The sequence below is a fragment of the Terriglobales bacterium genome (assembly GCA_035561515.1).
In the GTDB taxonomy this organism is placed as follows: Bacteria; Acidobacteriota; Terriglobia; order Terriglobales; family Acidobacteriaceae; genus DATMXP01.
Genome location: DATMXP010000043.1, coordinates 23,268 through 46,299 on the forward strand (window position 1 = coordinate 23,268; position 23,032 = coordinate 46,299).

Here is a 23,032-nt window from a genome sequence, read left to right on the forward strand (position 1 = left end):
AACTTGAAACTAGGCCTTCTCGAGTTGGGCGTACTTTTCAACCAACTTCTTCAATCCGAAGCGCGGGAACTGAACCGTGATCTTCGCATCTTCGCCGTCGCCTTCACGCTGATACACCGTACCCTCCCCGTACTTGGGATGCTTTACACGCTGTCCGGGACGGAAGCCGCGTTTGCCGGCGGGCTCTTCCATTTTGATTTTCGGCGCACTGAACTTCTTGCCTCGCGAGGCAAAGAACTCGGCGATGTTGTCGATGGAGTTGTAGGTGGTTCCCGTGTAGCTCTTCTTCTGCTCTTTTACGCGGCCGTACTGCGGACGCTGATCTTCGTTCTCGTAATCGTAATGCCGGTCCTGCTCGTAATCGCTCTGGCGCGGAGCACGGGTTCGGGTGCGACCGGGAGTTCCGATATCTTCGATCAACTGCGGTGGAATTTCTTCGAGGAAACGCGAGGGAATGCTGGCCTCGGGCATATCGGTGCCGTAACGGCGACGATAACGCGCCCAACTTACGACGAGGGTATCCATGGCGCGGGTCATGCCGACGTAGGCGAGACGGCGCTCCTCTTCGACTTCGTCAGGATTTAGAAATGTTCGCGAATGCGGAAACAGCCCTTCTTCCAAGCCGACGAGGAAGACGAGCGGGAATTCGAGTCCCTTGGCGGAGTGCAGCGTCATAAGCGTGACCTGCGCCTTCGCGTCATATTGGTCGGCGTCGCTTACGAGCGCAGCGTGATCGAGGAACTCCTGTATGGTTTCACCGCGGTCTTTCGAATCCATGGCGGCATTCACCAATTCTCGAAGGTTCTCGATGCGTGCGAATGATTCGGGGGAGTCTTCCTCTTCGAGTGCCTTGATGTAGCCGGTACGGTCGAGCAGGAACTTAAGCAATTCGGCCACACTGCCGCGCGGTTGCTCGTCTTCGGGTTCGGTGGCGGCCGGCGTTTCGGATTCGGCGTTCGCACCGAACGAGAAGTCGGTATCGTCTTGCGCATTTGCGCCGAAGTCGAAGGAGATATTCTCGCCCTCTTCGACCGTGGGTGCTTCGGGTTCGAAACGATCTTCGACCTCAGACTTGCTTTCGTCCTCCCCGTCGCCTAGCCATTTCTGGAAGCTGCCGTCGAGAATGGAACGGCCCCCTTGGATAATGTCGCGAAAATTTTTCAGCGCAGCACAGGCACGGGGAGGCAGGAGCATGCCTTCGATTGCCTGGTTCATCGCTTTCCAAAGCGAAGCGCCCGTCTCAAGCGCGATTCGGTCGAGAGTTTCTGTGGTGCTTTTGCCGATACCTCGGGCGGGCGTGTTCACCACGCGCATGAACGCAATTGAGTCGTCCGGATTCTGGACAAGCTTGAGGTACGCGATCATGTCCTTGATTTCCGCACGTTCGTAGAACGAAAATCCGCCGACCACGTGATACTGCAAGCCGTAGCGGCGCATCGCTTCTTCAAACAGACGCGACTGCGCGTTGGTACGATACAGGACGGCAACTCTTGCGTCGGGATTGCCTTCGCGACGCTGGTTATCCAGATAGCGATTGAGGTAATCGGCGACGAACAGCGCTTCATTTTCGCCGTCTGGGGCTTCGTAGTAGCCGATCTTCGAGCCGCCTTCGCGGGCAGTCCACAGGTTCTTGCCCTTGCGCTTTACGTTGTTCGCAACGACGGCAGAGGCACCTTCCAGAATTGCCTGCGTGGAGCGGTAGTTCTGCTCGAGGCGGATGATCTTCGCTTCGGGAAAGTCTTTTTCGAATTCGAGAATGTTGCGGATGTCGGCGCCGCGCCACGAGTAGATGGACTGGTCTTCGTCGCCGACGGCACAGATATTGTGGTGCTCACCCGCCAGCGCTTTCATCAGCTCGTATTGCGGGCGGTTGGTGTCCTGATACTCGTCAACCAGAACGTACTGGAACCGGCGCTGATAGGTATGCCGAACTTTCTCCACCGACTTGAGCAAACGAACGGCTTCGAGCAGTAGGTCGTCAAAATCGAGCGCGTTGGCCTTGCGCAGCTCCTGCCGATAAATTTCGTATACGTGCGCGATCTGCTCGGTCTTCGGGTCGCCAGACTGGAGATAGACTTCCTGCGGGTCGAGCATGTGGTTCTTCGCCCACGAGATACGTCCGAGAACGTTGCGCGGCGTAAGTTGCTTGTCGTCAAGGCCGAGCCGACGGATGGCGGCCTTCACCACCTGTTGCTGGTCGGTTTCGTCGTAGATGGCGAAGTCTTTGGTGTAGCCGCTGTTTCCGATTCTGAGGGCTTCGATATCCCGCCGCAGAAGGCGTACGCAAAACGAGTGGAACGTGGAGACCGTAGGTTTTGAGACGGAGAATCCGCCGACAATTTTCTCGACACGCTCGCCCATTTCCTGCGCAGCCTTGTTGGTGAAGGTGACGGCGAGAACGTGATCGGGCGAAACGCCACGCTCCTGGAGCATGTAGGCAATGCGGTAGGTAATGACACGCGTTTTGCCGCTGCCGGCGCCGGCGAGGATGAGGAGCGGGCCCTCGGTGGTGATAACCGCTTCGTGTTGCTGGGGGTTGAGTCCGTGAAGAAAATCCAAAACGTAATCCTAACTTCTTATCGAACCACAAAGGACACGAAGTATCACGAAGGAATTTGAGAGATTTTCCTCAGTGTGACTGGTGTCCTTGGCGGTTAATGTGGCGTAGTTCGCGTTACACCTTCGCCGGGCTTCTTGGCGGCGCGACGCTTCTCGGCGCATTCGTCGCAAGGACAGAAGGCCCTCAGAAAATCCCATGAAAAAATGCCGTGCTCGTGGCCATCGTTCCAGGTGAACTGAATCGCGTACTTCCCTACAGCGCTGGCTTTTACAGGCTTCGGAGCCGGCTTGAACATGGGCAGCGCACCCGGCTTCGGCTTTTCGGGGTCTCCGGGCTCACGGTCGGATTTCACGCGCTCCTGGTCGCACATGGCGCAGGGACAAGCGTCGCGCAGGTACTTGAACGAATAATGGCTCTGATGGCCGTCCTTCCACGTGATGTCCACGCCTTCCCCGGTGGTCAGGTGGATGTTGACGGCTTTCGGGTCCGTCGCCCCGGCAATCTGTGGTACTTTGACCGGCATGTAGTTAGTATCGCATGAGCGAACGCTACAGCTCGGGTTGCCGAAATCACGCTATTCCGCTAAAATCAATGAGTTGCACGATAAGTTCTAACGTTTTCTGAGGAAGTCATGGCACAGGTATGTCAGGTTTGCGGCAAGAAGCCGCGCAGCGGTAACAACGTCAGCCACGCCCACAATGTGACCAAGCGGCGCTGGAACATCAATTTGCGCCCGGTCCGCGCCAAAGTGGCGGGTTCGACCAACAGCCGTAAGATGCGTGTTTGCGCGTCGTGTATGCGTAGCGGCAAAGTCGTAAAGGCGTAAGATCGCAGGTCTTGTTCAAAAGAAAGCCTCCCAACCGGGAGGCTTATCTGTGTTTGCTGGGAATCAATCACTCCTTCGTGTACTTGTTCCTCTTCTTCTCGGCGAAGCGTTCCAGGCCCAACTGAATGAGCCGGTCGATTAGCTCCGGATAACTTACGCCGGTGGCGTCCCACAGCTTCGGATACATGCTGATGGACGTAAACCCCGGCATGGTGTTGATCTCGTTCAGGTAGAGCTTTTCGGTTTTGGGGTCGAGCAGAAAATCGACCCGCCCTAGGCCGGAGCAGTCCACGGCCTTGAAGGCACCGATGGCCATCTGCTGCACTTCCTTCTGCTTCTTCTTCGAGATCTTTGCCGGGATCATCAATTTCGATCCCTCGTCGATGTACTTGGCGTTGTAATCGTAGAACTCAGCGGAGGGCACGATCTCGCCGGCCACAGAGGCAATAGGCTCGTCGTTGCCGAGCACCGCACATTCAATCTCACGTGCCTTGCCGTGCTTGCCTCCTCCGACTCCCTGCTCGATGACGATCTTGCGATCGTACTTGGCCGCTTCGTAGATGGCGCCATCGAGTTCGCTGCGGTCGTGAACCTTCGATATTCCGACGGAGCTGCCAAGATTTGCGGGTTTCACGAAGACCGGATACTTCAACTCTTTCTCAACTATCTTCCGGGCCTTCGCCGGGTCTTTCTCCCAGTCGCCGCGAAGTACGGTGACGTGTTTCACGATCGGCAGCCCGGCGGATTTGAAGAGCTTCTTCATGACGTCCTTGTCCATACCGGCCGACGAGCCGAGCACGCCCGCACCCACGTAGGCGATATCGGCGAGTTCGAGCAGGCCCTGGATGGTACCGTCTTCCCCGAAGGTACCGTGAAGCACCGGGAAAATAACATCCACGGAAATCGGACTAAGGGCGTGATGACCGGAATGTTCGCTCTCGAGCGGAATCAGCGAGGAACTGTCGGATGAAGGCTGGGGCGGTACGAGGACACCCTCACCTTTCGCGAGCACAGCAGCCGCTGAGGTTGCTTGCGGGTCGCCCGCACGAAGATGCTTTTCTTCCTTGTGTTCTCCACGCAGAAGCCGCTCGGCATGCGCGGCCGTAAGCCATCGGCCTTCCTTGGTAATTCCAATGGGAACGACTTCGTATTTCTTCTTGTCGATGTATTTCAGGACCGAGGCGGCCGAAAGCAGCGAGACTTCATGCTCGCCGCTACGGCCTCCGAAAAGAACACCTACGCGGATTTTGTTGGCCATCGTTTCTCATACTACAAGTGGAATCAGTGCCATGAATAGTGAACGCCAAGGTGACAAGTGGTGGGGCGGGCGCAAGTTGGCATGGTCTGCTGAAAAGCTCATCGGTGACCAGAGTAACTGTCGGATTCCACCGTTCAGTCCTGCTAATTGCTAGTTGCTGCTCGGTTTATGCGGTTGGATGGGGCGGCCGCACGGAAGTCGATGTACCTCTAGCACCAAGGTACTCTATCCACCTTAGGGCAGAGTTCCGCATCATGTGCATGTATGGGCCGAACGTTATCTGACGTGCTTCCGATTTTTGCGTGTGCTCACGAGTTTTCGTGGCCCCGGAAAATGTCTTCCGGAGACTACTACCAGGTGTGTCTGCGGTGCGGCGCAGAATACGGCTATGACTGGAACACAATGCGACGGACTGACAAGGTTCGCGGGACCGCGGTGCAGAACCGTGGCTCGATGAACCGTGCTGCAGGATGGAAGCCTCGCGCCCGCCGAATCCACATTGAGACCCCGATCCTCTACCGCAGTTCAGTGGAAGAAGCCTGGACGGAGGGCACAATCCGCAACGTCAGCCAGTCTGGCGTGTACTTCGTGACTGACTCTCCGATGCCGACGGCCACCGAATTGGAAGTCATCTTCACGATGCCGCAGGAAATCGCGGGCCAGAGTGAGGCCAAGGTCTTCTGCCGGGTCGAGATCATCCGGCGTAGCGGCGGCAAGGATGCGAAGCACCCGAACGGGATCGCCATCGAGATTCTGACCTGCGAATACCTCCACGAGCGGCGGCAGCCGAGAATGGCCGAAGCGCACGTCTAATTTCTGAGCATTTCAAGCTTCCAAAGCCCCGGATACTCCGGGGCTTTTCCTATTCTAAGCAATTTGTTTTCATCATGTTAATGAGGCATGGGAAACTCAACCCCTGTACTTGACAATAATACACTCATATTTTATGCTTCTTATGTATTTAGATATGCATCTAACCCGAGTGGTTAGGCGAAAACTTAATTAAGAAGATTCAGGAGGATTTAGAACCATGTCTTCGATGATCACTCGTTGGGATCCCTTCCGTGAGCTGGCCCAGCTACAGGACCGCGTAAACCGCTTGTTCCAGGAAACTGGCGTGGGTGGACGTGAAGAGGGTATTTCCACAGCTTCTTTTGTTCCCCCGGTGGACATCTATGAGACTGAGCAGAACATCGTGCTGAAGATGGAAGTCCCGGGCGTGGAACAAAAGGACCTCGACATCCGGATCGAAAACAACACGATTACTGTTCGCGGCGAACGCAAGTTCGAAAAGGAAGTGAAGGAAGAGAACTTCCATCGCGTAGAACGGCGCTATGGATCATTCCAGCGCAGCTTCAGCCTGCCGAACACGGTGAACACTGAACAGGTTTCGGCCGATTACGACAATGGCGTACTGAAGATCACGCTGGCCAAGCGTGCAGAAGCAAAGCCGAAGCAGATCAAGGTAAATGTCGGAGGCGGACAGAAGACCATCGAGTCCAAGGGCCAGGCGGCCTAAGTGCTGTCTCTGGGAAACGGTGGGGAGCGGCGAGGGCTGCTCCCCTTGTTCTTTTCACGCATTGATACCGAGTTATTGAGAGAAAACTGAATGGCAATACGTTGGGACAAAACAACAGTAAAAACGCAGGAAGCAATCCAGAGGGCGATCACACTCGCTTCCGAGAATGGGAACCCTGATTTGCAGCCGGCGCATGTGCTGGCCGCCTTGCTGGAAGATCGCGAAGGGATCGTCGTTCCGGTGCTGGAGAAAGTTGGCGCCGGACCGCAGCAGCTTTTGGCGCAGGTGAACGGGATCATTGAGCGATTGCCGAAGGTGTCGGGGGCGGCGGCGCAGCCACAATTGTCGAATGCGGCCTCGCAGATGTTCGATCAGGCTTTCAAGGAAGCCGACAACTTCAAGGACGAGTACGTCTCCACCGAACATCTGTTGCTTGCGGCAGCAAAGCAGAAGGGCGAACTACAGCAGATTCTGAATGGCGCGGGCGCGACTTACGACGCGATCCTAAAGGCGCTGACGACGGTTCGCGGCAACCAGCGGGTCACCGACCAGAATCCGGAGGCGAAGTTCCAGGCGCTTGAGCGATATGCTCGCGACCTGACTGACCTGGCGCGCCGCGGAAAACTCGATCCGGTGATCGGGCGTGATGAAGAAGTGCGCCGTGTGGTGCAAGTGCTAGCGCGACGGACGAAGAACAATCCGGTGCTCATCGGCGAACCCGGCGTCGGCAAGACGGCGATCGTCGAAGGGCTCGCGCAACGCATTGTTGCCGGAGACGTGCCAGAAGTCCTTCGCAACAAGCGCCTCGTCGCGTTGGATCTTGGATCGATGCTGGCGGGTGCGAAGTATCGCGGCGAGTTCGAAGAGCGGCTGAAGGCCGTGCTGAAGGAAATTGAGGAGTCACAGGGACAGATCATCCTGTTCATCGACGAACTTCACACGCTGGTTGGTGCCGGCGCTGCGGAAGGTGCAATCGACGCCAGCAACATGCTGAAGCCGCCGCTGGCTCGTGGCGAACTGCGTGCCATCGGCGCGACCACGCTGAACGAATATCGCAAGTACATCGAGAAGGACGCCGCGCTCGAACGTCGATTCCAGATCGTGTTCGTTGGCGAGCCGAACGTGGAGGACACGATCGCAATTCTTCGCGGGTTGAAGGAGCGATACGAAGTTCACCACGGTGTGCGCATCAAGGACTCAGCGATCGTTTCGGCGGCGACGCTGTCGCACCGTTACATCTCCGACCGCTTCCTGCCGGACAAAGCCATCGACCTGGTCGATGAGGCCGCGGCAGCGCTGAGCATGCAAATTGGCTCCGTACCGACGGAAGTAGACCAGCTTGAGCGGCGTCGGACTTCGCTCGAAATCGAGCGCCAGGCTTTGACGCGCGAAAACGACGTCAACTCGAAGGAGCGACTGGCTGAAGTTGAAAAACAACTTGCCGAGTTGAATGAGCAGATCAGCGCGTTGCGTGCGCGATGGGAGCAGGAGAAGGGCTCGATCAATCGTGTTCGCGAGTTGAAGGAGAGAATCGAGCAGTTGAAGCTGGAGCAGGAGACGGCCACACGCAAGGGCGACTACAACCGCGCTTCGCAGATCCAGTACGGTGAATTGCCGCAACTTCAGCAGGAACTCGACAAATTGAACGCGCACATGGACGGGAGCGCGTCGGGTTCGCGCATGTTGAAAGAAGAGGTGGACGAAGAGGATATCGCCCGCATCGTGTCGAAGTGGACCGGCATTCCGGTGTCGAAGATGCTCGAGGGTGAAGTGAAGAAACTCGTCGAGATGGAAGACCGTCTGAGACTGCGGGTGGTTGGTCAGGACGAAGCATTGTCGCGCGTGGCGAACGCGGTTCGTCGTTCGCGTGCGGGATTGAGCGATCCCAAGCGTCCGATTGGGTCATTCATCTTTCTCGGCCCGACGGGTGTTGGAAAGACTGAGACCGCACGCGCGCTTGCGGAATTTCTATTCGATGACGAGCACAACATGGTGCGCATCGACATGTCGGAGTATATGGAGAAGCATGCCGTGTCGCGGTTGATCGGCGCGCCTCCGGGATATGTGGGATATGAAGAAGGTGGTCAGTTGACGGAAGCCGTGAGGCGGCGTCCGTATGCGGTGGTATTGCTCGACGAGATCGAGAAGGCGCATCCGGATGTATTCAACGTGCTGCTGCAGATCCTCGACGACGGCCGTTTGACCGATGGCAAGGGCCGCACGGTGGACTTCAAGAACACGGTCATCATCATGACCTCGAACCTTGGTTCGCAGTACATGAAGGCCGAGGCCGAGCTAAGCGGGACCTGGACCTCCGAGAAAGATGCGGAGCGCAGGCTTGAAGAAACGCGCAAGCAGGTGATGGACGCTGTACACGCACACTTCAAACCGGAGTTCCTTAACCGCGTGGACGACATCATCATCTTCAATCCGCTGGAGCGGAAGCAGTTGATGCACATCGTTGAGCTGCGCCTCGAAGACCTGCGCCGGTTGTTAGCGGATCGGAAGATATCGATCGAGCTTACGGAAAAGGCGAAGGAACTGGTATTCGCGGAAGGCTACGACGTGGCGTTTGGCGCACGTCCGCTGAAGCGGGCAATCCAACGGCTGATCCAGGATCCGCTGGCGATGAAGATCCTCGATGGAGAAGTGCTACATGGCGATCATGTGATCGTCGATGCGAATCTATCGACGAAGCAGATCGAGTTCAATGTCAGCCACCGCGTGGGTGAAAAACAACCGGCGTGACACTTACCGTTCATGCGAGCCCAGCCTATTCGGCTGGGCTCTTTCTTTGAGCAGATCAGTCCTTATGGGTGGTGATGTAGTACTGGTTACCCCAACCGTCGCGAACGGTTCCGCTTCTGCCGAAGGGCAGATCGGCCGGTTCAGAAAGCGAGACGGCTTCTCCGGCTACAGCACGCCGGTACCAGGCGTCGGCATTGTCCACATACAGAAGAAAGGCGGCAGGTAAATGCTGCCACGGACCGTGCGCTTCGCTAACTTCAATGACGGAGTCGGTGAGGCGGACTTTAGCATGGATGATGCGATTCCCTTCTTCAGGAACGACTTCCACTTCATAAGGATCGGCGTCGAATGCTCTCTGTAGAAAACGGATGAACTCCTCGGCACCAGTGATGTGCAAATATGGCGTGATGGTTCCCAGGCCGGGACGGATGTAATTTCCTCCCTTATAGGTAGCGAGGTACCACTCGTTCCCCCAAGCATCTTTTAGCGCTGAGTCGCGGTCTCCGTACTCCTGGTCCGTCGGAGGCATCACTTCCGTTGCTCCGGCTGCAACAGCACGCTCATATGCGAGGTCTACGTTTGGCACATACATATGGAGTGCGGTTGGGCGCGGCTCCCCTTTCCACTCGCGCCCACCGCCGATCATCAGCATCGAGTCACCAACGCTGACTTCCAGGTGATATCCGCCCCCGCTGCCGATTCCCCGATAGGTCTCGCGTGCTTCGAAGGCTTTCTGGAGGAATTCCGACATTGCGGGCGGGTCAGAGTTGATGATGTAGGGAGTAAGTGTACGAAATCCGGGGCGAGCAGCACACATCGGAGACGATCCTCCTGATCAGGAATTCACTATCGAGTACTTTACGACAAAATCCGCCAAACGTTCGCGAGAGGGACATCACCGCACACGGGCAAGCCATCTGACTCTCGTCACAAGCATCATGAATAACATGATGGAGGAGAACTAAGGATGCGCAAGATTTTGTTAGTGTTAGCTCTCTGCCTTGGCGTCAGCATGTTTCTGATGGCGCAGGGTGGAGGTTCGGGTGGCGGTTCAGGGTCAGGTGGCACAGGCACGGGCTCTGGGTCTTCGACAGGCGCTACTACGGGTAGCGACCAGACCGGGAGCCAGAGCACTGGAACTTCGTCTACGGGTACCGGTGGCTCGACTTCCTCAGGCGCACAAACGGACTCTCAGTCGGGCACGGGCGGGATGAGCGGCTCCGCGGCCGGCCAGAGCGGGACCTCAGGTACAACGGGCTCGCAGGCTGACCAGAGCGGCACGAGCGGTAACGTGGGCGGCAGCCCTGACAGCGGAAGCACCACCGGAACTAGCGCGAGCACGTCTTCAGGCAATACGGCTCCAGCAGGTCAGGGAACGGATCAACAAGGCAGCGATAAGGGCGGGGGAGAAATCGCCCTGGCTACCATGGCAGCTCTCGGACTCGGTACCAGCTTGATCCGTCGCTACCGGAAGTAACACTCTCTCGCTGATGTCTTCAACAACGGTAAACCCTGCATGGCTCGGCGGTCGATGGCGTGACCGCCGGGCCACACTCATTGTTGCGCGCTTTGTGCTCGCGGCGCTTGCGGTCGGAGTGTGCTATAGCTTCGAATGGCATTGGCTCCGTCAATTAACTATGGAGCTGAACCTCCGTTTGGACGCGCTCCTTGGAGTAACGCTGCAACGCGTCTCCGAAACAACAGTGATGTGGCAGGGCGGTTTCTACCACTACGTGATCGCGTGTACGTTCGCCGACGCGTGGTGCGCGTCTATACCTCTTACCTGGAACCAGCGAGCCACGCTTCGTTCCAACCTTCTCTTCCTTGCCGGATTCACATTGGTGCTCTTCGCGGTCAACATCGTGCGTCTCAGCCTCTCGGATGTACTGGTGGCACGCGGACTTTCGTGGAACATGGGGCACAACGTGGTAAGCGGGATCTCCTATTTTCTGCTCTGGAAATTCGTGTGGTGGCGGCTAATGGAATTTGTGAGACCTGCTGCGGCTGAATCGGAAGCTCAGACGGTATAGCAGCTATTTTCGGTCCTTGTTGTTCGGCGGGGTGGGTGGAACACTGACACGGCGAATCGGGATGATGGCGCCCTGAGCTGGGTTTGGCTGGTGAATGCGCGCCATCATTTCCTGTTGCAGGCTCCGCATGAATTCCTTCATTTCCTTTTGCATCTGGTCCATGCGTTCCCGCATTTGCAGGATGATGGCGATACCGGAAATGTTCACGCCGAGGTCACGGGCGAGGGTGAGGATGAACTCCAGACGCTCGAGATCTTCGTCAGTGTAAAGGCGGGTGTTCCCTTCCGTACGGGATGGCTTCAGCAAGCCCTCACGTTCGTAGAGCCGAAGGGTCTGCGGATGAATTTCGTACATCTCCGCGACGGAGGAGATCATGTAAGCGCCTTTGGATTTACGTTTAGCCATGCAACAGGGTCCTATCTCTTGCGATCAAGCTGAATGGTCACTCCACGAGTTTTCAGCACTTGGTACTCAATTTCGCCTGCAGCATACGTCACACCCAGAGTTCGAGGACCGATCCAGTTTGCTTCGATGGGGCCTGATGCGTTTACCAGTGTCAGCACCTCAAATCCGTCCTTAACTCCGTCCACTTTCGCATTGCTCAATACAACGTGGACGCGGTCCGCAGCTGCCGCTCCACATTCGGTTCTAAACAGAGTTGCCTTCGCGGTCGAGTCGGCATTGGTGGTGGTGTGATCGACTGTGATATCGCAGAAACCTCTAGTAAAGCGGTCAACCAAGAAATTTCCGCCTAAGTACACCAGCGCAAGCAATCCGAATACGGCTAGACCGTTCCAGGCCCACGAAATGTAGCGCGGCCTAAAACTGACAATACGCTGTTCCTCGACAGAGGTCATACTTCTCAGTCCTCACCTTGCGGAGATACTCCACACATCATGCAACAACCCTTTCCACATGATCTGCCGCGTTTTGCGCAACCCATTTTTCTCCGCCACACGCGCAGACGCAACGTTTTCCGGACGGATGAGCGAAATCACATGATCCACTCCGGCATTCGCCAGGGCCCAATCGAGGCACGCTTTCGCAGCTTCGGTTGCATACCCACGGTTCCAGTGCGAACGATGGAAGTGGTACCCGACTTCCAATTCCGGCCCGGTTTCCAGGTCCTGCCAGACCATGCCGCAGTCACCGATGAACTCACCCGTTGACTTCAACTCCACGCCGAAGAGGCCATATCCATACTCCGCGTACCGGTCGGCATTTTTCGCAATCCATTCCTCCACAAACTCCCGCGAAAACGGCGCCGGATAGTGCAACATCGTCTTCGCGTCGCCCAGATATGCGTGCATCGAGTCGAGATCATCAGATCGCAGGTAGCGGAGTCTCAGCCGTTCGGTCTCAAGCACACAGGTCATTAGTTCTTAGTATTTGGTCGCTAGCCTTCACGTTAGACCCGCACCACTAAGTACTAACTACTAACGACTAAATACTAGATTTCCTTCCACAACTCCGCCCGCGGATCTTCCGGGTTCAACTTCGCCAGTTCGCGCAATATCTCCTTCGACCGCTCATCGTGCACATGCGGAACGGTGATCTTCACCTCCACGATCTCGTCTCCGCGATGGCCTTCCTTCGTTGCCGACGGGACACCTTTCTCCCGCAGACGCAGTTTCTGCCCGGACTGGGTTCCGGGAGGAATGCGCAGCAGTGCGCGGCCGTCGATCGTCGGGACTTCCACCTTCGCGCCCAGCGCAGCTTCGGTCGGCGACACGGGAACGGTCAGGTAGATGTCATCGCCCTCGCGCCGGAACACCGGATGTGAACCCGTCCGAATGATGATGTAGAGATCGCCGGGAGCTCCGCCGCGCGGGCCGGCATTTCCGCGACCCGCCAGACGAATGCGCTGGCCGTCGCGGGTGCCCGCCTTGATTCGGACTGTAATCGGCTCGCTGCGATTGACCACCCCCTGACCACCGCAGACGGAACACAGCGTGCGCGATTTGCCACTTCCACCACAACGCGGACAAACGGTGTTGAACTTCATGCGTCCGCTCTGCTGCTGTATGTGGCCTGATCCTCCGCACTCCGGACAAACACCGGGTGCTTCCAGGTAGCCCTTGCCATGACAATTGCCGCAACTGGCCAACCGTGTAATGTTCAGGCGAAGCTCGTCGCCGCGGATCGCCTGCCAGAATCCGACGTTGACCTGGTACTCAAGGTCGGTGCCGGGCTCGGGGCCTTCCTGTTCCATGCCGAATCCGCCGCGCTGACCTCCACCGAAGATGCCGGAGAAGATGTCGCGGAAACCGCCGCCGGCGCGACCGGTCTGTTGCTGGGCACCAGCGCCACCACTGAAGATGTCAGAAAAATCGAACCCGCTGAAGTCGAACGGGACGCCTTGTCCTTGAGGACCGCCGCCAGGAGTGGGGCCGTATCCGCCCTGTTGCGCGCGCGCGTAGGCCTCTGCCGCGGCAGGATCGATCTGGTCGGAGTAGTACCCGAGCTGGTCGTAGAGCTTGCGCTTCTTCGGGTCGGAAAGGACGTCGTTCGCTTCCGATATTTGCTTGAACTTTTCTTCTGCTGCTTTATCGCCCGGGTTGACGTCGGGGTGATATTTGCGGGCAAGTTTGCGGAACGCCTTCCGAATGTCTTCGGCGGAGGCCGACTTCTTCACCCCGAGGGTGTTGTAGTAGTCCTTTTTGGTGGTTGCGGGCATTCAGTAATTAGTACTTGGTAGTTAGTATTTAGTCCTTCGCATCAACGATCTCAAGAAGAATGCGAACCACACGAACTGTATCGCCAATTCTCATCCACAAAAATGAGAGAGCCACGGACGAACACGGAAAGTAACGGAGTGAATCCGTGTCCGTGACATCCGTGGCGCGTTCAAAACAGCGCGAGCGAGACGCTGGCACTACTTACTTCTTGTCTTCAACGTCCACGTATTCGGCGTCGATCACGCCTTCGTCTTTCTTCTGCTGCTGGCCTGGGCCTGCTCCGTCGGTGCCCGGAGTCGGTCCAGCCTGCGGACCACCCGGTTGCGCCTGCTGAGCTGTCGCCTTATACATCTGCTCGGCCAGCTTGTGCGAAGCCTGGGTCAGACGTTCCCGCGCGGAATCCATCTGCCCCTTGTCATTCGACTCGAGCGCCTTCTTGGCATCCGCGAGGGCGTTTTCGACCTGCTGGCGCTCATCGCCGGAGATCTTGTCGCCATGCTCGCGGAACATCTTTTCGATGTTGTAGACCATACCGTCGAGCTGGTTCTTCGACTCGATCGCCTCGCGCGCGGCTTTGTCCTCGGCGGAGTGGGCATCGGCTTCCTTCGCCATGCGCTCCACTTCTTCCTTCGATAAGCCCGACGAGGAAGTGATGGTGATCTTCTGGTCCTTGCCGGTTGCCTGGTCTTTCGCGGTGACGTTCAGGATGCCGTTCGCGTCGATGTCGAACGTGACTTCGATCTGCGGCACGCCACGCGGCGCCGGCATAATGCCCGTCAGATGGAACTTGCCGAGCGTGCGGTTCTGCCCCGCCATCGGACGCTCGCCCTGCAGCACGTGAACCTCAACCGAGGTCTGACTGTCTGCCGCGGTCGAGAAGATCTCACTCTTGCGAGTCGGGATCGTGGTGTTGCGCGGGATCATCGGCGTCGAAACACCGCCCAGCGTTTCGATCGACAGCGTCAGCGGGGTCACGTCGAGCAGCAGCAGGTCTTTCACTTCGCCGCCGAGCACACCGCCCTGAATTGCCGCGCCGATTGCGACGACTTCGTCGGGGTTCACTCCCTTGTGGGGTTCCTTCCCGAAGAGATCTTTCACCAGCTTCTGAATCGCAGGCATACGCGTCTGGCCACCGACAAGCACTACTTCGTCGATCTTGTCGGCTGTAACGCCTGCATCCTTCATCGCCTGACGGCATGGAGCAGTCGAACGCTCAATGATGTCGCGAACCATCTCTTCCAGCTTCGCGCGGGTGAGCTTCTTAACGAGGTGCTTCGGACCGGTCGCATCTGCCGTGATAAACGGCAGATTGATCTCGGTCTCCATCGTGGTAGAAAGCTCGATCTTCGCGCGCTCTGCGGCGTCACGCAGGCGCTGAAGGGCCATTTCGTTGCCCTTGGCGCGGAGGTCGAGGCCTTCGTCTTTCTTGAACTCGTCGATAAGCCAATCGACGATGCGCTGGTCAAGGTTGTCGCCGCCGAGGTGCGTATCACCGTTGGTGGATTTCACCTCAATGACGCCTTCGCCAACTTCAAGAATCGAGATATCGAAGGTGCCGCCACCGAAGTCGTACACAGCGATGGTTTCGTCCTTCTTCTTGTCGAGCCCGTATGCAAGCGCAGCGGCCGTGGGCTCGTTGATGATGCGCTTCACGTTCAGACCGGCGATCTGGCCGGCGTCTTTCGTAGCCTGGCGCTGTGCGTCGTTGAAGTAGGCCGGGACCGTGATAACCGCGTCGGAGATGCTTTCACCGAGGAAGTCTTCGGCCGCCTTCTTCAACTTCTGCAAGATCATGGCCGAAATCTGCGGTGGCGTGTGCTTCTTTCCCTGCGCCATGATGGCGACGTGGTCGCCTTCACGCTCCACCGTGTAGGGGACCATCTTCATTTCTTCGTTTACTTCGTCGTAGCGGCGTCCCATGAACCGCTTGATCGAGTACACCGTGTTGCCGGGATTGGTGATGGCCTGACGCTTCGCGACCTGACCCACCAGTCGCTCACCCGACTGTGTAAATGCAACGACAGAAGGGGTGGTGCGACCGCCTTCTTCGTTCGCGATGACCTTCGGCTCGCCGCCTTCCATGACGGCCACCACCGAGTTGGTGGTGCCGAGGTCAATACCGATAATCTTTGCCATTGGAATGGCCTCCTTCTGGGAACTGCTTATAAGTGCTCATAAATGCGCGACTTACAGGTACTCTGACCTTAATAACACCAGCAATATAGAACTTGAGTGTCTTACTGTCAAGTTTTAGATGTCCTCGGATGCCTTCCGGTTGCAGTTCTTCGTCTGTTTTTAAGGACTTGCAGCCGTCTTTTTATGCCTGTATTGATGATGTCGGGATTGGGAGGAGAGTTCGTATGCCTTGTCGGCTTGAAGATCTGAAGAAAGTTCCCTTATTCGCCCTGCTGGACGACGAGGAAACTGCCGTACTTGCCGGGCAGGTAGAGTTCAGGCGATTCGAACCACGACAGCGCGTGTGGAAGATCGGCGACCCGGGCGGTCGAGCCTATGTGCTGATATCCGGTGCGGTACGCGTAACCACGGTGGACGAGGACAATCAGGAAGTGCTGGTAGATCAGCCAGCTCCCGGCGAATTCTTCGGCTTCGCCTCTATGCTCGACCATACGCCGCACCAAACGGAAGCGGTCGCCGACGTGGAAACCGAGTGCATAGAGGTAGACCGGCACGACATAACGGTCCTGATCGAGCGAAAGCCCCACGCGGGACTCGACATGATGACCGTCCTCGGGCGCCAGTTCCATCACGCGCAGAAACTCGTTCAAATCCGCGCCAATCGCAATCCGAACGAGATCATTGAAGAAGAGGAGACCTTGGGTGAGAAGATTGCGGATACCGTAGCCTCATTCGGCGGCTCGTGGACGTTCATCCTGATCTTTGCCGCGTCCCTGATCAGTTACGCCACCCTGAACGTGAAATTAAGGGACGCCGCCTGGGATCCTTATCCGTTCATCCTGCTTAACCTGTTTCTATCAATGCTGGCCGCTGTGCAGGCGCCGGTCATCATGATGAGCCAGAATCGCCAGGACAAGAAAGACAGGCTGCGTAGCGAATTGGACTTCGACGTGAATCGCCGGGCGCACAAGGAGATTCAGGGTCTCGCCAGCAAGCTCAATTTCTTGAGCGACCGGCTTGGAGACCTGGAAGACCTGCTTCGAGCAAGAACACAGACAAAATAAAAGGCCGGGATCAATTCCCGGCCTCAGAAAAGATCGCAAATCAGACCGAAACCGCAACCATTTCCGGCGCACCGATCTGGGCGCGGATGGCCACGGAGAGCCTCCGGATTCCTTCACGGATCTGTTCCGGCTTTGCGTTGGAGAAGTTCAGACGCATGTTGTTCGCTCCCTTCCCTTCTTCGGGATAGAAGCAGTCGCCCGGAACGAACGCCACGTTCTGGTCAATGGCGACCTTGAGCAGTTGATTGCAATCAGTGTTTTCGGGCATCGTTACCCAAAGGAACAGTCCGCCAGCGGGCTCGGTCCACTTTACCTGTGGCGGGAAATACTCCCGCATAGCGTCAATCATGATGCCGCGACGCTCGCCGTAAACCTGCCGGATGGTCTTTACGTGGGCGTCAAGGAAGCCATCGCGTGCGACTTCGTACACGATCATCTGGTTGAACGTGCTGGTGTGGAGATCGGCCCCCTGTTTCAACTGTACCAGCTTCGCTATAACTTCGGTGGGAGCCACAATCCAGCCCAACCGGATTCCCGGCGCCAGAGTCTTAGAGAAGGTACTCAAGTAGATAACGTTACCAAGAGAGTAACCGTTATCACGGCGGAGGTTCTCCCTGTCCAGAACCACCAGCGGCGGCAGATGTTCGCCTTCATAACGCAGTTGACCGTACGGGTCGTCTTCGATGATCGGAATGCCGTATTTATTGGCCAGGAAAACCAGCTGCTGCCGCCGCTCGAGAGAGAGCGTAACCCCGCTCGGGTTCTGGAAATTCGGCAGGATATACATGAATTTCGGGCCCGAACGCAGCGCTTCTTCGAGAAGATCTGTACGAAGACCGTCATGATCGGTCGGTACGCTTACGTACTCCGCGCCAAATACATTGAAGGCCTGTAGAGCGCCGAGGTATGTGGGGGCCTCCACCAGCAGCCTGTCCCCCCGGTTAATGAGCAGTTTCGCGATCAGGTCTAGTGCCTGTTGCGATCCGCTGGTAAGCATAACGTTGTCGGGGGTAGCGAGGATTCCGTACCGCTGGAGGTTGGCAGCGATGGCCTGGCGCAAGGGCAGATAGCCCTCCGTTGTACTGTACTGCAAAGCGGCCGGGCCCTGCTCGGCCAGCACCTTCCTGCATGCCTCCTGAAAACGTTCCAAAGGAAAGACTTCCGGGGCAGGCAATCCGCCGGCGAAAGAAATCACTTCCGGTCTTTGAGTGAGCTTCAAAAGTTCGCGAATCGCGGAGCTCTTAATCGTGCGGGTTCGTTGCGCGTAACGATGCGACCACGGCGTTCCCATAAAAGGGCCTCCGCACAAAAACTACTTAAAAATGGCGCAAAATTGCAGTGACGTAGATTACCGAAGTAGGGTTACACTCTCGTTAAGCAAGAACAAAGAGTTGGCTGCTTCTACCGTGAAGCGCGGCAAGGACACTTCGCTTCCGCAGCCATTGTCGTTAGGACAGGTTCACTGTACCAAGAGGTTTGCACGTAACACGAAACCATCCAATGGCGCATGGAACGCCACTGGATGGAGGTAAAACGGGGGTTAGAGGCGCTCGATACGCTTCAGTTCGGCCTGGAGAGCAGCTTCAATTTCCGTTGATTTTCGTTCGCCGCGTGCTACACGACTTACGTACGAACGATCAACACCTAATTTACGTGCGACGCGACTGTACAAACCTCGATACAGTTGATATCGCTTGAAACTCGATTGTTTGTTATTATTCGCTGTCACCAACGGTGACTCACCCTGTTACGAGAATTTTCGTACTGGGAAACTAAGCTATAACTCACAAGTTACAACTGTCAAGGACGAAACGTGCGCGCTGCAGTTAAACTCGCTAAACCAACCTGGGCGACCCGGATCGAAAAGCTCCGGGCACGTCTAAACCTCAGCCAAACAGAGTTCGCTAACCGCCTGGGCGTTTCCGCTATGGCGGTGTCCAGATGGGAACGCGGTATTAACGAACCTCCTGCCAAGTGTTATGTCACGCTCGGTAAAATGTCCGGCCCAGACGAGTGCTGGTTTTACTGGGAGCGGATTGGTATTAACAAGCGCGACGTGGCGAAGATGAGTTAATACAGTAACCCAATAGCAAGCCCCGAACCTTGCGGTTCGGGGCAAAAACTCTTGTTTTGGAGGGCGTTTAGGCCGTGCTTTGCATGGACGAACCCCGGAGGAACGTTGGACTCCGCCGGAGATAGTCCTGAATCCGGTCCCGGAAACTGCGGCTCAAGGAAAGCTCCTTTCCTGTCCGCAGAACGACGATATACTCGCCGTTATTACAAGGCTGTAGCTCTTTTATTTTCTCCAAGTTGACGATGATCGAGCGATGAATGCGCATGAAGCGCCGGCGGTCGAGTTTCGCCTCGAAAGCGTTCATGGTTTCACGCATAAGATACTCATCATGGCCGGTATGAATGCGGACGTAATTCGCGGCCGCCTCCACCCAGTCGATCTCTTCCGATTTCAGGAACACCACCCTGCCCCCGGTCTTGATAACCAGCCTGTCAGACGGAGGCGCTGGTTGCGGCCGAACGTCGTGCATCATTGCCAGTAACCGGGCGGTGATATCGCCGCTGCGGGAGCGTTCAATCTGGGCTCGCGCCCTTTGCAGCGCCTTCAGGAAGCGTTCCTGGTCAAAGGGCTTTAGCAGGTAATCCAGTGCGTGGGTTTCAAAGGCCTGGACCGCATACTGGTCATAGGCGGTCACGAAGATCACGACAGGCATACTCTCGACGCCGACCTGCTCCAGTACACCGAACCCATCCAGTTCGGGCATTTCCACATCCAGGAACAGCAGGTCAGGCTGGAAGTGATCGAGGGCTTCCACTACTTCTTTGCCATTCCGGCACTCAGCCACGATCTCCACATCTTTTTCGCCCGATAGCAGGCGCCGAATACGGTTTCTTGCTAACGGCTCATCATCAGCGACAACAGCTCGGATCATCAACGTACCCCTTCGAGCATTGGACGCACGTCGGGATGAACCGTTAGCGAACCTTTTTCGACCTGCGGCTGAAGCAGAACGGACGAGTGATACGGGATGACAATACGGGCCTGTAGCCCACCCTCGGGCCGATTGTTCAGTTCCAGTGCGTAATTTCGCCCATACAGGAAGTCGAGGCGCGCACGGGTGGTGCTGAGCCCAATTCCAAAATTGGAAGCCACCGAACGTCCGCTTGTTTTTAAGCCCGGACCGTTGTCATCGACCGTAACCAGAACCTGGTCACCTTTCTTCTCTGTCCTGATCTGAATCAGACCGTTCTCGGCTCTCCTCGAGATCCCGTGCCGGATGGCGTTTTCCACAATCGGCTGTAGCAGCAGGTTGGGCACCCGGGCATCGAGAGTTTCCGGAGCGATGTCGAGCGACACTTTCAAGCGATCCTGAAAACGAGTTTGCTCAATTTCCAGGTAGCCCTTCACGAATTCAAGTTCATCACGCAGCGTAACTTCCTGAGTGCCGATGTTCTCCAGCGTGATGCGCAGCAGATCGCTCAATCGGGTGATAACCCGCTCCGCGACGCTAACGTCCTGATGCATGAGCTCGCTAACGCTGTTCAGCGTGTTGAATAGGAAATGCGGGTGCAACTGCACTTTCAGCGCCTGGAGCTGGGCCTTCGCCAGTTGGGCCTCCAACAGCGTCGCTTGAAGCTCGCGGTCGCGGTAACGCTGGTAATAGAGCCATCCGTGCACAAGGATGACAATGCTCGAATAGATGAACAGGTCGTCGCTGCCGCTGGCGAGAAAGTTCCGGCGCAACGACTGAAGGTAGGTCTGCTTTCGCGCAAGTTCGGGCCAGATCCACGGGTCAAAGGCCGTGATGATAATGCCGTGCACCACAAGGACGGCAGGCGCCGCAATTACGTGCATCATCACCGAACGAAACCACTTTGTTTTTTCGATGGTGAATCGCTTCGCCATCCAGATCGTGAATGGCGTAAACAGCGGTCCCCAGAAGGAGTAGGCCACAAAGTACAGCGGCGCGAGGTGGATCCAGGTGGTAGGCCTTCCTATAGCAAGGCGCCAAGAATAAGCAAAAGTTGTACAGGTCGCCGACCACCCCAGCCAGAATAGAACAATGAGGCCCCATTTCAGAGTGGGAGTCATGCGATCCGGTGTTATGCGCATCTGGGACCCTCCAGTCCGCACTGCACGTGAACGAATAATGCCTTGCCTGAGCCCAGAAACATTACTCCTATTTTCCGTCCAAACAAGGGTTCCCGTCGAACTTGGCGGAAACCCAAGTACGTCTATCCCGAAGACTTGGCATCTCATCCCAACCTGATTGCCCAGCGTGAACTTCCGCCCGAAACTGAGCGTAATCAATACTGGGGTTAGGGTAAGAACCCCACGTAGGCCCAAGTCTCGGTTTCACGATCGTTGCGGAGTGGAAGTATGAAACTCGTTTCCGTGTTGCTGTTGTGTGTTTTCGTCGCCGGCACTGCCTTGGCCAGCGAAAAGGCTCCGAGCTTCTCAAGTTCCGCGCGGCTGAGCGGCAGCAATGAACTGCTGCTTCCGGCCAATTATCACAGTTGGGTGGTGCTTTCGCCCTCCGCTCCAGGGATCCCGAAGCATACCCACAAGCACGTTGCGAGCAAAGTGTTCGTGGAACCAACGGCGTTCGAGCACTTCAACAAGACCGGACAGTGGCCGAACCGTACCGTTATCGTTCTGGAGATGCGCAATCCCAAAGCGGCAAAACACACGTGCGCCCTGATGGCACTGGAAGCCGCCGTAAAGGACGATTCGAACCTCGCGGAACCGTGGAGCTATTACGGGATTATTTACGACCGCATCACTGCCCAGCGTACCGCTGCGCCGTTGGTGACCGGCAATTGCGAAGATTGCGAGCATCCGACAGATTTCATGCTGGCCATGGCGGTTCCGACGCTTCGCGCGGTAATTAACGCCAAGCCTTCGACAGTGTCACCCACGTTGTTCTAACGGTTTGTCTCAGGAAGAATCCTCACCTGTCATCCCCCGGCAGGTGAGGATTTCTTGTTTATGCGTGCTTCAGAACAGTACACACGGACGCGCAGATCGGCCCACCGATGTTGAAGGTTGCCGCGTATTTCGGGTTCTTCACCTGAAGCTCCGGCGCGACCTTGCCCTGTAGCTGCAACGCGGCCCATCCGATCATGGCGATTCCCGTTGCGCCGATTGGATGTCCCTTGGCGATCAATCCGCCAGAGGTGTTAATAGCGCATTCGCCATCCGGATTCGCCTTCCCTTCCTTCCAGTACTGAGCGCCTTTGCCCAGCGGAGCCTTCCCGATGACCTCAGCGCCAATCGCACCCATGACGCTGAAGCAGTCATGCACCTCGGCGACATTGACGTCCTGCGGCAGCGCGCCGGCCATCTCGTATGCTTTCCGCATTGCCGTGTGTGCACCGCGTGCTTTCAGGACTTCGCGGCCAACTTTCCTCAGTGGATCGGTCGCCTGGGCAAAACCGGCAATCTCAACGCAGTCCGACTTCGGCACACCGAGTTTCTTCAACCCATCTTCCGTCGCCAGGATCAGGGCAGCATACCCGTCGGTGATCTGGGAGCAGTCGTAGGTTTTCAGCGGCAGCCCTTCCACGACGTAGCGATTGATCCCTTCGATTTTCATCGCCTGCTCGAGCGTGATCTGCACCTTACTCATCTGAGCGCAAGGGTTGTACTTGGCATTCGCGTATTCCTGCACGGCGATTCTTGCCAGGTCTTCCTCGCTGACCCCGTACGTTTGCATATATTCCTGCATCACTTCGGCAAACAGGTGCGGGAACACGAACGTCTTTCCCTCGCGCTCGTCGGGATACGAGAAATATCCGAGGACCTCGCCGATGAGTTTGCCGTCCATCTTGCCTTCCTTGTCGCGCATCTTCTCGTAGCCGACCGCGATACCGGTGTCGCCCAGGCCGAGCAACAACTTCTGAATTACGCTGAGGACGGCCTGTCCGCCGGATGCGCACGCGTTCTCAACGGCTTCCATCGGCTTGGCTTCGAGGCCGGGAACCATTGCCATGAGCCCGGAGAGCAAACCCTGGTGGTTCAGCGAAAAGTTACACGCGGCGCCGATCGAGCCTACGTCGATGGCAGCGGGTTCAATGTTGATCTGGCGGCAGGCGGCGTTCACGGCGTTGCTAACGATCTGCGGTGTCGTCATGTCCATGAGCTTGCCGAATTTCGATTGGTTATAAGCAGCGATATAGACCTTTTTCATTTGCGAACTC

The 23,032-nt window shown here is 56.8% G+C and carries 21 protein-coding genes; 8 read left to right on the forward strand and 13 right to left on the reverse strand.

Annotation, left to right across the window (positions count from 1 at the left end; translation table 11 throughout):
* Window positions 1-9: 9 nt before the first annotated feature.
* On the reverse strand, window positions 10-2,559 hold the full coding sequence (locus tag VN577_19000; protein HWR16924.1) for a UvrD-helicase domain-containing protein: 2,550 nt from the start codon (window positions 2,557-2,559) through the stop codon (window positions 10-12).
* A gap of 95 nt (window positions 2,560-2,654) precedes the next feature.
* Entirely contained in the window at window positions 2,655-3,083 is a 429-nt protein-coding gene (locus VN577_19005; protein HWR16925.1) for a DUF971 domain-containing protein, read from the reverse strand.
* Between the two features lie 108 nt (window positions 3,084-3,191).
* On the opposite strand from VN577_19005, the gene rpmB reads away from it, so the two are divergent.
* On the forward strand, window positions 3,192-3,386 hold the full coding sequence (gene rpmB, locus VN577_19010; GenBank protein ID HWR16926.1) for a 50S ribosomal protein L28: 195 nt from the start codon (window positions 3,192-3,194) through the stop codon (window positions 3,384-3,386).
* 67 nt (window positions 3,387-3,453) lie between these two features.
* Here rpmB and VN577_19015 read toward each other — a convergent pair whose 3' ends face one another.
* On the reverse strand, window positions 3,454-4,644 hold the full coding sequence (locus tag VN577_19015; protein ID HWR16927.1) for a D-alanine--D-alanine ligase: 1,191 nt from the start codon (window positions 4,642-4,644) through the stop codon (window positions 3,454-3,456).
* Window positions 4,645-4,977: 333 nt separating this feature from the next.
* On the opposite strand from VN577_19015, the gene VN577_19020 reads away from it, so the two are divergent.
* The 3 genes from VN577_19020 (at window position 4,978) to clpB (ending at window position 8,911) form a co-directional block, all read left to right on the forward strand.
* A complete protein-coding gene (locus tag VN577_19020) occupies window positions 4,978-5,457 on the forward strand; it encodes a PilZ domain-containing protein (GenBank protein ID HWR16928.1) in 480 nt (159 codons plus the stop codon).
* 217 nt (window positions 5,458-5,674) lie between these two features.
* The gene (locus tag VN577_19025) at window positions 5,675-6,163 is read left to right on the forward strand and encodes an Hsp20/alpha crystallin family protein (protein HWR16929.1); all 489 of its coding nucleotides are present in this window, start codon (window positions 5,675-5,677) and stop codon (window positions 6,161-6,163) included.
* Between the two features lie 90 nt (window positions 6,164-6,253).
* A complete protein-coding gene (clpB, locus tag VN577_19030) occupies window positions 6,254-8,911 on the forward strand; it encodes an ATP-dependent chaperone ClpB (protein ID HWR16930.1) in 2,658 nt (885 codons plus the stop codon).
* Window positions 8,912-8,966: 55 nt separating this feature from the next.
* Here clpB and VN577_19035 read toward each other — a convergent pair whose 3' ends face one another.
* Window positions 8,967-9,728 carry a VOC family protein gene (locus VN577_19035; protein HWR16931.1) on the reverse strand — a complete coding sequence of 254 codons (762 nt, stop codon included), beginning with the start codon at window positions 9,726-9,728 and terminating at the stop codon, window positions 8,967-8,969.
* Between the two features lie 150 nt (window positions 9,729-9,878).
* Between VN577_19035 and VN577_19040 the strand changes: the two genes are divergently transcribed.
* Window positions 9,879-10,388, forward strand: coding sequence for a hypothetical protein (locus VN577_19040; protein ID HWR16932.1), 510 nt, complete (start codon window positions 9,879-9,881; stop codon window positions 10,386-10,388).
* A gap of 13 nt (window positions 10,389-10,401) precedes the next feature.
* A complete protein-coding gene (locus VN577_19045; protein ID HWR16933.1) occupies window positions 10,402-10,941 on the forward strand; it encodes a hypothetical protein in 540 nt (179 codons plus the stop codon).
* A gap of 3 nt (window positions 10,942-10,944) precedes the next feature.
* Here VN577_19045 and VN577_19050 read toward each other — a convergent pair whose 3' ends face one another.
* From VN577_19050 to dnaK, 5 genes are all read right to left on the reverse strand, one after another.
* Complete coding sequence (locus VN577_19050; GenBank protein HWR16934.1) at window positions 10,945-11,346, reverse strand: helix-turn-helix transcriptional regulator; 402 nt, start codon at window positions 11,344-11,346, stop codon at window positions 10,945-10,947.
* 11 nt (window positions 11,347-11,357) lie between these two features.
* The gene (locus VN577_19055; GenBank protein ID HWR16935.1) at window positions 11,358-11,798 is read right to left on the reverse strand and encodes a hypothetical protein; all 441 of its coding nucleotides are present in this window, start codon (window positions 11,796-11,798) and stop codon (window positions 11,358-11,360) included.
* 12 nt (window positions 11,799-11,810) lie between these two features.
* A complete protein-coding gene (locus VN577_19060; GenBank protein HWR16936.1) occupies window positions 11,811-12,317 on the reverse strand; it encodes a GNAT family N-acetyltransferase in 507 nt (168 codons plus the stop codon).
* A 74-nt stretch (window positions 12,318-12,391) separates the two neighbouring features.
* Window positions 12,392-13,618 carry a J domain-containing protein gene (locus VN577_19065; protein ID HWR16937.1) on the reverse strand — a complete coding sequence of 409 codons (1,227 nt, stop codon included), beginning with the start codon at window positions 13,616-13,618 and terminating at the stop codon, window positions 12,392-12,394.
* Between the two features lie 202 nt (window positions 13,619-13,820).
* Window positions 13,821-15,755, reverse strand: coding sequence for a molecular chaperone DnaK (gene dnaK, locus VN577_19070; GenBank protein ID HWR16938.1), 1,935 nt, complete (start codon window positions 15,753-15,755; stop codon window positions 13,821-13,823).
* Window positions 15,756-15,979: 224 nt separating this feature from the next.
* Here dnaK and VN577_19075 point away from each other — a divergent pair, with 224 nt between their 5' ends.
* Window positions 15,980-16,819, forward strand: coding sequence for a DUF1003 domain-containing protein (locus VN577_19075; protein HWR16939.1), 840 nt, complete (start codon window positions 15,980-15,982; stop codon window positions 16,817-16,819).
* 40 nt (window positions 16,820-16,859) lie between these two features.
* Here the strand turns inward: VN577_19075 and VN577_19080 are convergent, their stop codons facing one another.
* The 3 genes from VN577_19080 to VN577_19090 form a co-directional block, all read right to left on the reverse strand.
* On the reverse strand, window positions 16,860-18,110 hold the full coding sequence (locus VN577_19080) for a PLP-dependent aminotransferase family protein (GenBank protein HWR16940.1): 1,251 nt from the start codon (window positions 18,108-18,110) through the stop codon (window positions 16,860-16,862).
* Window positions 18,111-18,960: 850 nt separating this feature from the next.
* On the reverse strand, window positions 18,961-19,764 hold the full coding sequence (locus VN577_19085; GenBank protein HWR16941.1) for a LytTR family DNA-binding domain-containing protein: 804 nt from the start codon (window positions 19,762-19,764) through the stop codon (window positions 18,961-18,963).
* Entirely contained in the window at window positions 19,764-20,945 is a 1,182-nt protein-coding gene (locus tag VN577_19090) for a histidine kinase (GenBank protein ID HWR16942.1), read from the reverse strand. The genes VN577_19085 and VN577_19090 overlap by 1 nt, the downstream gene beginning before the upstream one ends.
* Window positions 20,946-21,212: 267 nt before the next feature.
* On the opposite strand from VN577_19090, the gene VN577_19095 reads away from it, so the two are divergent.
* Entirely contained in the window at window positions 21,213-21,761 is a 549-nt protein-coding gene (locus tag VN577_19095) for a cytochrome P460 family protein (GenBank protein ID HWR16943.1), read from the forward strand.
* Window positions 21,762-21,819: 58 nt separating this feature from the next.
* Here the strand turns inward: VN577_19095 and VN577_19100 are convergent, their stop codons facing one another.
* On the reverse strand, window positions 21,820-23,022 hold the full coding sequence (locus tag VN577_19100; protein ID HWR16944.1) for a thiolase family protein: 1,203 nt from the start codon (window positions 23,020-23,022) through the stop codon (window positions 21,820-21,822).
* Between the last annotated feature and the right edge of the window lie 10 nt (window positions 23,023-23,032).

Bases quoted from the DNA above. Each gene is read 5' to 3' on its own strand.
- VN577_19060 (HWR16936.1), bottom strand. From the start codon at position 12,317: ATGACCTGTGTGCTTGAGACCGAACGGCTGAGACTCCGCTACCTGCGA.
- VN577_19025 (HWR16929.1), top strand. From the start codon at position 5,675: ATGTCTTCGATGATCACTCGTTGGGATCCCTTCCGTGAGCTGGCCCAG.
- VN577_19015 (HWR16927.1), bottom strand. From the start codon at position 4,644: ATGGCCAACAAAATCCGCGTAGGTGTTCTTTTCGGAGGCCGTAGCGGC.
- VN577_19035 (HWR16931.1), bottom strand. From the start codon at position 9,728: ATGTGTGCTGCTCGCCCCGGATTTCGTACACTTACTCCCTACATCATC.
- VN577_19080 (HWR16940.1), bottom strand. From the start codon at position 18,110: ATGGGAACGCCGTGGTCGCATCGTTACGCGCAACGAACCCGCACGATT.
- VN577_19095 (HWR16943.1), top strand. From the start codon at position 21,213: ATGAAACTCGTTTCCGTGTTGCTGTTGTGTGTTTTCGTCGCCGGCACT.
- rpmB (HWR16926.1), top strand. From the start codon at position 3,192: ATGGCACAGGTATGTCAGGTTTGCGGCAAGAAGCCGCGCAGCGGTAAC.
- VN577_19075 (HWR16939.1), top strand. From the start codon at position 15,980: ATGCCTTGTCGGCTTGAAGATCTGAAGAAAGTTCCCTTATTCGCCCTG.
- VN577_19045 (HWR16933.1), top strand. From the start codon at position 10,402: ATGTCTTCAACAACGGTAAACCCTGCATGGCTCGGCGGTCGATGGCGT.
- VN577_19005 (HWR16925.1), bottom strand. From the start codon at position 3,083: ATGCCGGTCAAAGTACCACAGATTGCCGGGGCGACGGACCCGAAAGCC.
- clpB (HWR16930.1), top strand. From the start codon at position 6,254: ATGGCAATACGTTGGGACAAAACAACAGTAAAAACGCAGGAAGCAATC.
- VN577_19090 (HWR16942.1), bottom strand. From the start codon at position 20,945: ATGCGCATAACACCGGATCGCATGACTCCCACTCTGAAATGGGGCCTC.
- VN577_19085 (HWR16941.1), bottom strand. From the start codon at position 19,764: ATGATCCGAGCTGTTGTCGCTGATGATGAGCCGTTAGCAAGAAACCGT.
- dnaK (HWR16938.1), bottom strand. From the start codon at position 15,755: ATGGCAAAGATTATCGGTATTGACCTCGGCACCACCAACTCGGTGGTG.
- VN577_19055 (HWR16935.1), bottom strand. From the start codon at position 11,798: ATGACCTCTGTCGAGGAACAGCGTATTGTCAGTTTTAGGCCGCGCTAC.
- VN577_19050 (HWR16934.1), bottom strand. From the start codon at position 11,346: ATGGCTAAACGTAAATCCAAAGGCGCTTACATGATCTCCTCCGTCGCG.
- VN577_19100 (HWR16944.1), bottom strand. From the start codon at position 23,022: ATGAAAAAGGTCTATATCGCTGCTTATAACCAATCGAAATTCGGCAAG.
- VN577_19020 (HWR16928.1), top strand. From the start codon at position 4,978: ATGTCTTCCGGAGACTACTACCAGGTGTGTCTGCGGTGCGGCGCAGAA.
- VN577_19040 (HWR16932.1), top strand. From the start codon at position 9,879: ATGCGCAAGATTTTGTTAGTGTTAGCTCTCTGCCTTGGCGTCAGCATG.
- VN577_19065 (HWR16937.1), bottom strand. From the start codon at position 13,618: ATGCCCGCAACCACCAAAAAGGACTACTACAACACCCTCGGGGTGAAG.